This is a genomic window from Kribbella sp. NPDC005582, from assembly GCF_040605415.1.
Lineage (GTDB): Bacteria > Actinomycetota > Actinomycetes > Propionibacteriales > Kribbellaceae > Kribbella.
In genome coordinates, this window is sequence record NZ_JBEXCU010000003.1 from 525999 (window position 1) to 538068 (window position 12070).

The 12070-nt window shown below is 66.7% G+C and carries 8 protein-coding genes; 3 read left to right on the forward strand and 5 right to left on the reverse strand.

What is annotated here, in order from left to right; genetic code table 11:
- Window positions 1–2: 2 nt before the first annotated feature.
- The 4 genes from ABZS29_RS20270 to ABZS29_RS20285 all read right to left on the reverse strand — a co-directional run bounded on the left by ABZS29_RS20270 (window position 3) and on the right by ABZS29_RS20285 (window position 3944).
- Window positions 3–1541, reverse strand: coding sequence for an extracellular solute-binding protein (locus tag ABZS29_RS20270; RefSeq protein ID WP_355463801.1), 1539 nt, complete (start codon window positions 1539–1541; stop codon window positions 3–5).
- A complete protein-coding gene (locus ABZS29_RS20275) occupies window positions 1538–2167 on the reverse strand; it encodes a DUF624 domain-containing protein (RefSeq protein WP_355463802.1) in 630 nt (209 codons plus the stop codon). Before ABZS29_RS20275 ends, ABZS29_RS20270 begins: the two co-directional genes overlap by 4 nt.
- A 137-nt stretch (window positions 2168–2304) precedes the next feature.
- Entirely contained in the window at window positions 2305–2937 is a 633-nt protein-coding gene (locus ABZS29_RS20280; protein WP_355463803.1) for a DUF1961 family protein, read from the reverse strand.
- Complete coding sequence (locus ABZS29_RS20285) at window positions 2934–3944, reverse strand: LacI family DNA-binding transcriptional regulator (RefSeq protein WP_355463804.1); 1011 nt, start codon at window positions 3942–3944, stop codon at window positions 2934–2936. Before ABZS29_RS20285 ends, ABZS29_RS20280 begins: the two co-directional genes overlap by 4 nt.
- 253 nt (window positions 3945–4197) lie before the next feature.
- Between ABZS29_RS20285 and ABZS29_RS20290 the strand changes: the two genes are divergently transcribed.
- A complete protein-coding gene (locus ABZS29_RS20290; protein WP_355463805.1) occupies window positions 4198–7947 on the forward strand; it encodes a GDSL-type esterase/lipase family protein in 3750 nt (1249 codons plus the stop codon).
- Window positions 7948–7957: 10 nt separating this feature from the next.
- Window positions 7958–8830, forward strand: a complete 873-nt coding sequence (locus ABZS29_RS20295; RefSeq protein ID WP_355463806.1) for an SGNH/GDSL hydrolase family protein — start codon at window positions 7958–7960, stop codon at window positions 8828–8830.
- A gap of 6 nt (window positions 8831–8836) precedes the next feature.
- On the opposite strand, the gene ABZS29_RS20300 is transcribed toward ABZS29_RS20295, so the two are convergent.
- Complete coding sequence (locus ABZS29_RS20300; RefSeq protein ID WP_355463807.1) at window positions 8837–10306, reverse strand: glycoside hydrolase; 1470 nt, start codon at window positions 10304–10306, stop codon at window positions 8837–8839.
- Window positions 10307–10457: 151 nt separating this feature from the next.
- On the opposite strand from ABZS29_RS20300, the gene ABZS29_RS20305 reads away from it, so the two are divergent.
- Window positions 10458–12011, forward strand: a complete 1554-nt coding sequence (locus tag ABZS29_RS20305) for an alpha-L-arabinofuranosidase B (protein WP_355463808.1) — start codon at window positions 10458–10460, stop codon at window positions 12009–12011.
- The last annotated feature ends 59 nt before the right edge of the window (window positions 12012–12070 follow it).

Genomic DNA, 12070 nt, shown 5'->3' on the forward strand with positions numbered 1-12070 from the left:
GGTCAGCCGCCGACCTTGGCGGACAGGTCGTTGACCTCCTGGGCGATCTGCGTGCCGCCGGCGTCGTACCAGCGCTTGATCTGGGCCTTCAGTTCGTCCTCGCTGATCGCGCCGGACAGGTACTTGATCCGGGCGTCCGGAATGATCTTGTCCAGTGTCTGGCCCTTGGAGATCGAGGTCGGCGCGATCACCCCGAGCGCCGGGTTGAAGACCGCCGTCTTCAGGTCCTCGTTCATGAGGACGTCGAACTTGTCGCGCATCTTCCGGCTGGCCTCGTCGGCCGGCCGCAGCTTGTAGGCGCCGAGACCGACGCTGGCGCGGGTGCCGAGCTGGATGAAGGCCTTGTCCACGTCGTTCTGGATCGCCTTGATCTTCGGGTCGTCCTGATTGATCGGTACGGCGAACTCACCCTCGACCTTGAAGTTGCGGCCCTCGATCCCGTTGGTGAGCAGGATCGAGCCTTCCTTGGACTGCAGCTTGTCCAAGGTCTGCAGAACCTGGTCGAGCTGCTCCTCGGTCCGCACGTGCTGCTTGGAGACCGCCATCACCATGTTGTAGCCGGTGAACGGGTAGGAGAACTTCTTGCCGTCGGAGCGCTTCAGGTTGCCGACCAGGGTCACCTTGTCGGCGTCCTTCGGGTTCTTCTCCTTGAACAGGTCGAGCAGCTGGGTGGCGCGGACGTTGACGTCGATGATCATGCCGCCCTTGCCCTGCACGAACGGGTCGTTCCAGTTCGCGCTGTCCAGGGTGGCGAAGTCCGGGTTCACCAGGCCCTCGGAGACCCACCCGCGCAGCCACTTGTTGGCGGCCAGGAACTCGGGGGTGTCGAAGCCGGGCACCAGCTTGCCGTCCCGCTCACCCCAGCCGTTCGGCGCGCCGAACCAGGTCTCGATCACGTCGTACGGGCTGGCGCTGGCGTAGTTGCCGGGCCACTTCGGGATGATCAGGCCGTAGGTGTCCTTCTTGCCGTTGCCGTCCGGGTCCTGCTCGGTGAACGCTTTCGCGACCGCGCGCAGCTCGTCGACGGTCTGCGGCTCCTTCAGGCCGAGTTTGGCCAGCCAGTCCTTGCGGATCACGATGCCGGAGCGCAGCAGCGGCCGGACCCGGTAGATCCCGTAGGTCTTGCCGTTGGTCATCGTGTTCTTGGCGGTCTGCTCGTCGGCCGGCTTCAGGTTCGGGTACTTGTCGAGCTTGCCGGTCAGGTCCCAGAACGCCCCGGCCTCGGCGGCCTTGACGAACGACGGGCCCTTCTCGTTGACCACCATCACGTCCGGCAGCTTGTCCGAGGCCAGCGTCACGTTGGACTTGTCGCCGTACTCCGCGTTCGGCACCCAGGTGACCTTGAGTTTCTTGCCGATGAGTTTCTCGACCGCCTGCTGGAGCTCACCGCCCGGATCCGGTGCGGTGCCGAACAGCGGCGCCATCACCGTGAGTTCGTCGGTGGCCTGGCCCTTGTCGTCGCCGCCACCGGAGCAGCCGGCCACGGCGAGCAAGGTCAGCGACGCGGCGAGCGCGATCCGCCTCGAGGAGAAGATGGTCATGAGGTCCCTTTCAGATGCAGGCGCGCCTCGTTCTCGGCGAAGAAGCGCAGGCAGAGCCATGTGTTCAGCTGGATCCAGGCGCCGCCGGCCAGCAGGATCCCGAGTACCGGGAACTTCGCCGAGACGTAGCCGATGCAGACCGCGACGAACGCCAGCACCACCGAGGAGGCCGGGCGGGCCAGGGCGATCAACGATGCCTTGGGCAACAACGTGCGGATCCCGAGGTCGTAGTGGACGGCCATCGGGAGCAGGTAGGCGGTGATCACGCCGAGGGCGGCCAGGGCGGCGAGTACGACGAGGCGGGGGAGTGCGGCCTTCGCGCCGAGCGACGCGAAGTACAGGTAGTTGCCGATCAGGACGACCGCCGCCGCGACCACCGGAAGCACCACGAAGGTGCCGCGGCGGAACTCGCGACGGAACTCGGCCTGGAAGGCGGGCACTATATGAAACGATTCACCGAAAGACCTGCGTCGAGCCAGCGAATAGGCCGCGAGCGTAGCGGGGCCGATACCCAGTGCGACCCCGCCGAGCAGCGTGAAGGCGAGCCAGGTGCAGTTCAGCCGAACCGCCCAGATCACCTCGTCTGCAACGTCATACAGCTTGATCGACCAACCGGTGCCGCTCATCGTCACTCCTTGGCCGAGGCAGTCTGCGGGCGAAAAGTGATGTGACCGTATGGTTGAATCGTCTCAATGTCAAGGGCTCGGAAAGCGCTTGTCAGGGACCGGTCGGAGGTCATCGCCGGACTGTTCGCGGGTCGGCGTCAGGCGCGTGAAACGCGCAGATTCGCGTACTCGCCGATCAGCGGCGCCATCTGCCGCAGGCCGAGTTTGCCGCCGGTCAGCGGCTGCTCGTCGGACCACTCGAAGCTGACCAGGTCGTTGATCGCGAAGCTGATCAGACCGTTCCGAACCGACAACCTGAGCCGGTACGGGCCCTGTGCGTCCGGGACCGACGGCAGTGGATCGGGCCCCTGGGCGACGAGGTGGAAGCCGTGGCTCTTGCGCAGGTTGCAGGTGTGGAACGCACGCTCGTCCGGCCAGCGCCGCCGGAAGTACGAGACGTGATACGTGTCGAGATCGCCGTGGTGGTATTGCTCGTACGGGCCGCTCCGCGGCGCGAGCTCGAACAGATCCTCGCCGTTGCGGCCGGCCGCGTGAAAGAACAAAATGCACAGTCCTGGTTCGCGAATCGGCCAGAAATCCCACTCGACAACGATGTCCGACGGGAAGTTTTCCGGGCACCAGAGGACGATGTTCGCGTCCTGGCCGTCGCCTTCCGGCCTGGTGCTTTCGAGCCGGAGGCGCCCGAGCGGGAACGAGACGGCGCCGGCGCCTTCGAGCCGGAAACCGGCCAGATCGTCGGCCGTCGCGAGCGGGTTCTCGTAGAGGATCATCGGGAGAAGTTACTCGAGGCGCGGACGATCAGGTCGGGCTGGAAGATCACCTGACGATGCCGATGACTGTCGGCCGCCTCGACCTCTTCCTGGAGCAACTCCATCGCCGACCGGCCGAGCAGCTCCGCAGGTTGCCGCACCGACGACAGCGGTACGGCGGCGGCCCGCGCGAAGTCGATGTCGTCGTACCCGACGATCGCCATGTCCTCGGGAACGCGCAATCCAGCCGCGGCCATCGCCTGCAGAAAGCCCAGTGCCAGCAGGTCGTTGGCGAGAAATGCGGCGGTCGGTCGCGACGCGGCGGGCAGTGCGGCGAGCAGCTCGCCGATCACCCGGCCCTCCGTCACGCCCATCACGTCGACCTCGTAGTGCCGCAGCTTGACGGCTTTGGCCTGCTTGACGACGGCGGTGATCCCCGCCATCCGATCGGCCACCTGCTGCACGCTGAACGGGCCGCCGATGAAGGCGATCTGGCGGTGTCCCGTGTCGATCAAATGCTTTCCGGCGAGCCGCCCGCCGAGCTGGTCGTCGACGCTGACCGAGCACAGGCCGCTCTCCGCGGTGCGGTCGACGAGCACAACCGGCGTACCGCGCTCGACCAGTGCCGTCAGGCGGGGATCGTTGCTGTCGAACGGCGTGATCAGGATGCCCAGCACGCGTTGCTGCTCGAGCTGATCCAGGTGATGGCCTTCGCGGACCCGGTCGGTCTTGCTGTTGCAGAGCATCACCATCGTGTCGTGCGCGTAGGCGAGCGCCTCCGCACCCTCGGCGATCGCGGTGAAGAACGGGTTGGCGACGTCGAAGACGATCAGGCCGACCGTTCGGCTGCGGCCGGCGCGGAGATGCCGCGCCGCTTCGTTACGGACGAAACCGAGTGCCTGGATGCTGTCCTGCACGCGCTGTCTGGTGGTCGCGGCAACGATCCAGGGGCGGTTCAGAACGTTGCTGACGGTGCCCACCGAAACGCCGGCCCGCTGGGCGACTTCTTTGATGCTGGGCGTCGCCATGCAGGCAGTTTACAAGGGGTGTTTCGGAACCCGGCCGACGGAGCACGTAAACGATTCGCATCGACTGTTCACGTGCACAGTTTTGCGGATCAGGTCTTGTCAGCCTCGAAAACTTACGCTTTCATCATGGTGATTGCGCGATTCCGCAGAGTGTTCACGCTCCCAGTCGTGACCGCCGCGCTCCCTCTCCAACCCGCTGCTGGATCGCGCACGCCTGCTTTTCCTTCGCCCATAGAGGAAGAGGTATCGCCCCATGTCTCGACTGCCGCATCTGATACTCACGTCTGCTCTCGCGCTGTCGGCACTCAGTACCGTGCCGGTCGCCGCGGCGCCCTCGGCGCTGCCGGCCGGCTGCTCGGGGACCGCGCCGATCCAATGCCATTTCGACGTTGCCCCGGGCAACTACGACGTCACGGTCGACCTCGGCAGTACGAGCCGGGCCGCCACCACCGGCATGTCGGTGGAGACCCGCCGACAGGTGCTCCCGGCCGTCTCGACCAGCGCGGGTCAGGTGATCCGCAGTACCGCCACGGTCAACGTCCGCGTTCCCGAAGGACAGCCGACCGGCCAAGGCGGCACCGGTACGCCGGGCCTCAGCCTCACGTTCGACGGCAGCGCACCCGCGATCGGTGCGCTCAGCGTCAAGCCGGCCCCCGCGCCGCTGGTCGCCTATCTCGCCGGTGACTCGACCGTCTGCGATCAGCCGGGCGCGCCGTACGCCGGATGGGGCCAGTTGCTGCCCACCCGCGTGAAGAGCGGCGCTGTCGTCGCGAACTACGGCGACTCCGGTGAGAGCTCCGGCAGCTTCCTCAACAACGCCGCCTTGTTCCCGACTCTGAAGCCGTTGATCAAGAGCAAGGACCTGGTCTTCATCCAGTTCGGCCACAACGACAAGGACACCACCGCGACGGCCTTCCGGGACAACCTCACCAAGATGGTGAACGGCGTCCGCGAGCGTGGCGGGACTCCGGTCTTGATGACACCACCGGTACGCCGGTTGTTCAGCGGCAACTCGCTGACCCCGACGGCCCTGCACATCAACGGCCGGGGCGTGGACCTGCCCGCGGTGATCCGGGCCCTCGGTCAGAGCGCGAACGTTCCGGTGATCGACCTGACCGCCAAGAGCAAGACCCTGGTGGAGTCGCTCGGTCCGACAGCATCACAGCAGCTCTACCTCACGAAGGAAGCGAACGACAACACCCACTTCTCCGTGTACGGCGCCACCCAGATGGCCGGACTGGTCGTCCAGGGCATCCGTGAGCGCAACCTGTCCCTGGTGAACTTCCTGCGCCCGAGCCCCGCGGCGGCGAAGGCTCAGGCGGACACACTGAACCGCGGTGTGATCAGCGTGCACACGCCGAAGGGCAACCGGGTCAGCTGGCGGATGCTCGCGGACGACCCGCAGGATGTCACCTACAACGTCTACCGCGACGGCACGAAGGTGAACGCCGCGCCGGTCAGCGGTCCGACGAGCTTCGTCGACGCGGACGGAACGGCCGACGCGAAGTACGTCGTACAGGCGGTGACCGATGGAGTCGAGCAGCAGGCCAAGTTCGCGGCCGAGGACTCGCTGTCGCTCGACAGCGTCAACGGCGCCAACGCGAGCAGCCGCGATGTGCCGTTGCAGATCCCGCCCGGCGGTACGACGCCGTCCGGCGAGGCGTACACCTACACCGCCAACGACACCAGCGTCGGCGACCTGGACGGCGACGGCCAGTACGAGCTCATCGTGAAGTGGGATCCGACCAACGCGAAGGACAACTCGCAGGCGGGCTACACCGGCAACGTCTACCTGGACGCGTACAAGCTGAACGGGACGCGGTTGTGGCGGATCGATCTCGGTCGCAACATCCGAGCAGGCGCGCACTACACGCAGTTCCAGGTCTTCGACTACGACGGCGACGGTAAGGCCGAGGTCGCGGTGAAGACCGCGGACGGCACGCGATCCGGCACCGGCCAGGTGATCGGCAACGCGAGCGCCGACTACCGCAATTCGTCCGGCTACATCCTGACCGGCCCCGAGTTCCTGTCGGTCTTCCGCGGTACCGACGGCGCTGTGCTGGCGACGGCCAACTACCAGCCGCCGCGCGGAACCGTCTCCTCGTGGGGCGACAACTACGGCAACCGCGTCGACCGCTTCCTCGCCGGTACGGCGTACCTCGACGGCTCGCGCCCGAGCATCATCATGGCGCGCGGCTACTACACGCGATCCGTCATCACCGCGTGGGACTACCGCAACGGCGCACTGACCCAGCGCTGGATCTTCGACTCGAACAGCGCCGGAAGTCAGTGGACCGGTAAGGGCAACCACCAGCTGTCCATCGCCGATGTCGACGCCGATGGTCGCGACGAGGTGCTCTACGGCTCGATGGCCATCGACGACAACGGTCGCGGTCTGTGGCAGAACGGCACTCACCACGGCGACGCGTACCACGTCGGCGACTTCATCCCGACCCGGCCGGGCCTCGAGGTGTTCAAGCCGTCGGAGTCGACGAGCGAGGTCGCGCACTGGATGGGTGACGCGCGGACCGGACAGATCATCTGGAGCGCACCTTCGTGCGGCTGCGACAACGGGCGTGCCGTTGCCGAGGACATCTGGGCCGGCAACCCCGGGGCCGAGGCCTGGTCGGCTGCCGTCGACGGTCTCCGCAGCGGCACCAACGGAACGCAGGTCGCTGCTCGCAAACCGAGCTCGATCAACTTCGTGATCTGGTGGGACGGCGACGCGCAGCGTGAGCTGCTCGACGGCACCCACATCGACAAGTACGGCACGAGCGGCGACACCCGGCTACTGACCGGCTCGGGTGTCTCCTCGAACAACGGCACCAAGTCGACGCCCGCACTCCAGGCCGACATCCTCGGCGACTGGCGGGAAGAAGTCATCTGGCGAACCTCCGACAACAAGGCACTCCGGATCTACTCCACCACGGACAGTACGTCGATCAGCCGCCCGTCGCTGATGCAGGATCGCCAGTACCGGGTGGCCGTCGCGTGGCAGAACACCGGCTACAACCAGCCCCCGCACCCGAGCTTCGCGATCAGCAACGCGGCCGTCACGACCGAGGCAGCGACGCTGGCCGGTGGCGGTCAGCCGAGCGACACCAACCTCCAGTACTACGGCCGCTGGAACCGCTCGAACTCGTCGTACTACTGGATGGGGTGGGCCGGCGGGTACGTCGACGCCGCCTTCACCGGGAGCTCGATCGGGGTCAAGCAGCGCAACGCGATCGATCTGTACTACTCGGTCGACGGGAAGCCGCTGCAGTGGAAGCGCAACGTCTCCGGCAACGTCACGCTCGCGACCGGCTTGGCGAGTGGCACGCACAAGGTTCGGATCGGTTATCGGGAGCGTGCCGGTTCGTACACCGGTGATCCGGTCTTCGGCGGTCTGATCCTGGCCAGCGGTGGACAGACAACCTCGATCAGCCGACCGGGGAAGCTGATCGAGTTCATCGGTGACTCGATCACCGTCGGCCAGCCGAACGCCAACCGGCCGTTCACGTCGTACCCGTGGCTGACGGGGGAGAGGCTGGGCACGGCCCACACCCAGGTCGCTCAAGGGGGCGCCTGTCTGGTCAACAAGGACTGCTACGGCATGGTCGACTGGTTCCGCCGGTCGTCGAACACGGCGACCACCGACGACTGGAACTTCGCGACGTACCAGGCCGCGGCGGTCGTGATCAACCTCGGCACCAACGACGTCGGCCACAGTGTCTCGGGACCGACGTTCCAGCAGAACTACGTGACGATACTCGATCGGGTCCGGCGCGCCTATCCCTCGGCCCAGATCTTTGCCATGGGCACCTTCCGCGCTCGCTACCTCGCCGAGACCCGGAACGCGGTGGCGGCTCGCGCCGCAGCCGGCGACACCAAGGTCCGCTTCGTCGACACGGCCGGCTGGATCGATCCGGCCACGGACACCACCGACAACGTCCACCCGACCGACGCCGGTCACGTGAAGATCGCCAACCGGCTCACCGCCGTCCTCGACGACTATTTGTAAGGAGTGCACGATGAAGCTTCGATCAGCACTACTTCGTACGGCGCTCCTGACCGGCGCGGCGATGGTGTTCTCGACCGTCACCGTGAGCACGGCGACGCCGGCGGTTGCGAACCCCTGTGCGTCGACGCCGACCTCCGCAGCGGCCGCGCCGACGGCGCAGACTCCCATCACCGTCTGGCTGGCCGGCGACTCCACGATGGCCGCGCCGTCGAGCGGTGCCGTCTGCCCGGTCGGCTGGGGGCACCAGGCTGCTCCCTACTTCAACGCCAACGTCACCATCCGGAACAACGCAGTCGCCGGGCGAAGCATCCAGACCTGGCTGTACGAGCGCAATGTCACCGGCACGAAGAACTCGGCCGGTGAGTGCGTGATCAGCCCGAACACCTACGCCACGCGGTGGCAACAGATGCTCGATGCAACGACCGGCATGAAGGCCGGCGACTACCTGTTGATCCAGTTCGGGATCAACGACGGCGATCCGAACTGCCCACGCCACGTCGGCTCGGCCCGGTACCGGGAGCTGCTCGGCGTGATGGCGAGCGCGGCCAAGGCTCGTGGCGCGCACCCCGTCTTCCTGACCCCGGTCTCGGCCATCAGGTGTTCGGGCTCGACCGCGGTCGGCACCCGCGGCTTCATCAGCGAGACCAACGCCGCCGCGACCGCCAACCAGGTCCCGGTCATCGACCTGCACCGGTTGAGCTACACGCTCTACAACACCCTGCGGCTGTGCCCGAACAACGGCGACTACAGCTCGGGTGCGGTCGGTGCGTTCTTCTGCAACGACCACACCCATTTCGAAGCCGCCGGTGCTCGTCAGATCGCGGGCGTCGTCACCAAGGCCATCCGTGACCAGAACATCCCGCTCTCGGCATATCTGAGATAGGAAGGCTCAGCGGACGACGCCGTCGATCTGAAGGGTCTGTACGGCGCCGGCCGCGAACGGCACCTTGATCTGCTCCCCGCTGACCGTCAGGTCCTGTCGACGCGTGTACCGGTCGCCGGAGCCTGACGTCAGCGTGGACCAGCGGGTGGCCGTGCCGTTCGGCACCGTGCCGAACGGCGACAGGTCGAAGGTCAGGTTCTGGGCGGCTCCGTTGTTCGCGGCAACGATCACCAGGCGTTGCGCCGCTGCGTCATGAGCCGCCACGGCGTAATCCACGCCGGTGTTGATGATCCGCATCCCGGGGCGGATGTGTCGCGTGAACTGCGCCAGCACGTACAACTTGGTCTCGACCGCGCCGGGTTGGGCCGAGCTGCCGTCGTACCGGATCGTGCCCCAGCCGGCGGTCGGATCCATGACCTGCCAGTAGCACCAGGCCGTCGGTTTGAGCCAGCGGAAGTCCATCAGCAGACAGCGCGCCGTCATCATGCCGGTGCCGTCGGAGTCACCGTGCTCGGAGTTCCACAACACCTTGCCGGAGGCCCGTACGTCGTCGCCGAGCAGATCGCGACGGCCGCTCAGACCCTGGTAGCCGTGCACGTTGACCTGCCGCACCTTGCCCTTGGTGGTGGAGTCGAAGCTGTTCCAGGTGGTGCGGGCGAGGTCGTAGTTGGTCTCGTCGGACGCCGAGATGCCGACACCGGTGAGGCCGACCCGATCGAGTTCGGTGCGGAGGTTGCTGATGACGCTGCGCTGGGTCGTGGCGTCGATGTGGCAGCCCTCCTGCCCGCCATCGGCCTTCCACCAACCAGACGACGGCTCGTTGAACGGATCCACGGTCCGGAAGTTCACACCCCACTGATCGCGGGCCCGGCGAGCGGTCGTGGCCAGGTGCAGCGCGTGCTGACGGTGGTTCCATGACTGGAGATTGTTGCCGCCGTCCGCGGCGCCGGACGGGTTGTGGTTGGAGCACATCCACCACATCGGCGAGTTGGCGAACAGTTCGCTGATCGCGCCGCGCTGGGTCGCCTTGGTCAGCATCGCGCGCTGCTTCGCGTCGGCGTTCCAGTTCCAGGCTGCCGAGGCAGGGTCTTCGTTGCCCCAGTCCTGCCAGAAACCCTCGATCTGCTTGAAGCGCGGAATGTTGGGGGAGGCAACCATTCGTTCGCTGCCGACCGCGTTCCAGCTGGAGGCGCCGAGGTTGTAACGGGCGATGTTCAGTCCGAGGCCAGGCAGCGAGGCGCCGTTGTAGCTGACGGTCTTCGTCGTGAAGAACAGGTCGGCGAAGTCGTCGCGGTCGCCGAAGACGTTCGCCCACCAGGCGAGTGAAGTGCCCCAACCCTCCCAGGCTCCTTGGTCGGCGGCCGGATCGACGCGGATGGTCGCGTCGGCGTGCGCCGTACCGGTGCTGAGGACGGCGCTCGCGGCGGTGGCACCGGCTGCTGCGAGCAGGGTTCGGCGGTTCAAGGGTGAGTCCATGGGGCGGTCTCCTCGGTGAAGGTGGGCTCGTTAGAGATACCGGCTCAGCGCTTCGGGAGCAAGGCATTGCGCTCCCTTGATCGCAGGTTTATGTTAGCGCGAACATCTAGCTCCGACTCGTGCTCGCCCCAGCGCAACGGAAGGCTCCGCCATGCCGAAAAAGTCGTTGTTTTCCTACCGGACAGCCATCCCGGCTCTCCTCGCAGCCGCCACCATCGTCACCACCCTGGTGGCCGGAGGTGGCACCTCGCAGGCCGCAACCCAAGGGCCGTGTGACCTGTACGCCGCCGGCGGTACGCCCTGCGTCGCCGCGCACAGCACGACCAGAGCCTTGTACGGCGCGTACAACGGCGCGCTCTACCAGGTGAAGCGCGCGTCGGACAACGCCACCAGGGACATCGGTCCGCTGACCGCGGGTGGCATCGCGAACGCTGCCACCCAGGACTCGTTCTGCGCCGGAACCACCTGCCTGATCACGATCATCTACGACCAGTCCGGCCGCAACAACCGCCTCACGCAGGCGCCTCCCGGCGGCTTCAACGGCCCGGCCCCGGGCGGATACGACAACCTGGCCAACGCCACCGCGGCACCGATCACCGTCGGCGGACACAAGGCGTACGGCGTCTATGTGGCTCCCGGTACCGGGTATCGCAACAACAAGACCAACGGCATCGCGACCGGTGACCAGCCGGAGGGGATGTACGCCGTACTCGACGGCACGCACTACAACGGCGGCTGCTGCTTCGACTACGGCAACGCCGAGACCAACAGCCGGGACAACGGCAACGGCACGATGGAGGCCATCTACTTCGGCAACAGCAGGAGCTGGGGTTCGGGCGCCGGAAACGGTCCGTGGATCATGGCCGACCTCGAGAACGGCCTGTTCTCCGGGGTGAGCGCCGGCAACAACGCCAACGACCCGAGTATCAGCCACCGCTTCCTGACCGCGATCGTCAAGGGCGGACCCAACCACTGGGCGATCCGGGGCGGCAACGCCCAGTCCGGCGGCGTATCGACCTTCTACAACGGAGTCCGCCCCAACGTCGCGGGCTACAACCCGATGAAGAAGGAAGGCGCCATCATCCTCGGCATCGGCGGTGACAACAGCGTCGGTGCCCGCGGCACCTTCTACGAAGGAGTCATGACGTCCGGGTTCCCCACCGACGCCACCGAGAACGCCGTCCAGGCGAACATCACCGCGGCCGGCTACGCCACCAGCTCCGCCGGGACCGGCCTGACGCCGGGTGCGAGTGTCTCGCTGCGCGCCACCACCGCGTGCTGCACCGACCGTTACATCCACCACAACGGCGCGACCGTGGACAACGCGGTCATCGGCAACGGCAGCTCGAGCACCGAGAAGGGCAACGCGTCCTGGATCGTCCGGGCCGGCCTGGCCAACAGCTCCTGTGTGTCGTTCGAGTCCAAGAACACCGCCGGCCAGTACCTGCGGCACTACAACTACCAGCTCAGCCTGCAGGCCAACGACGGAAGCGCGCAGTTCGGCCAGGACGCGACCTTCTGCGCGGAGGGCGGCCACAACGGGCAGGGCGTCTCGCTCAGATCGCTCAACTTCTCCGACCGATTCGTCCGGCACTACAACAACCTGCTCTACATCGCCTCCAACGGTGGGTCCAACGCCTTCGACAGCAGCAACGTCTACGCCGATGACACCAGCTGGCTGGTCAGCGCGCCGTGGACGCCCTGATCGGAGCTTCGAGTCTGAACGGCCGTGATCGATCGTGTTCGGACTCTGGCCCGCGCACG

What these genes read in the sequence shown, in the direction of transcription:
- ABZS29_RS20270 (WP_355463801.1), bottom strand. Translation starts at nt 1,541, where the DNA reads ATGACCATCTTCTCCTCGAGGCGGATCGCGCTCGCCGCGTCGCTGACC.
- ABZS29_RS20275 (WP_355463802.1), bottom strand. Translation starts at nt 2,167, where the DNA reads ATGAGCGGCACCGGTTGGTCGATCAAGCTGTATGACGTTGCAGACGAG.
- ABZS29_RS20280 (WP_355463803.1), bottom strand. Translation starts at nt 2,937, where the DNA reads ATGATCCTCTACGAGAACCCGCTCGCGACGGCCGACGATCTGGCCGGT.
- ABZS29_RS20285 (WP_355463804.1), bottom strand. Translation starts at nt 3,944, where the DNA reads ATGGCGACGCCCAGCATCAAAGAAGTCGCCCAGCGGGCCGGCGTTTCG.
- ABZS29_RS20290 (WP_355463805.1), top strand. Translation starts at nt 4,198, where the DNA reads ATGTCTCGACTGCCGCATCTGATACTCACGTCTGCTCTCGCGCTGTCG.
- ABZS29_RS20295 (WP_355463806.1), top strand. Translation starts at nt 7,958, where the DNA reads ATGAAGCTTCGATCAGCACTACTTCGTACGGCGCTCCTGACCGGCGCG.
- ABZS29_RS20300 (WP_355463807.1), bottom strand. Translation starts at nt 10,306, where the DNA reads ATGGACTCACCCTTGAACCGCCGAACCCTGCTCGCAGCAGCCGGTGCC.
- ABZS29_RS20305 (WP_355463808.1), top strand. Translation starts at nt 10,458, where the DNA reads ATGCCGAAAAAGTCGTTGTTTTCCTACCGGACAGCCATCCCGGCTCTC.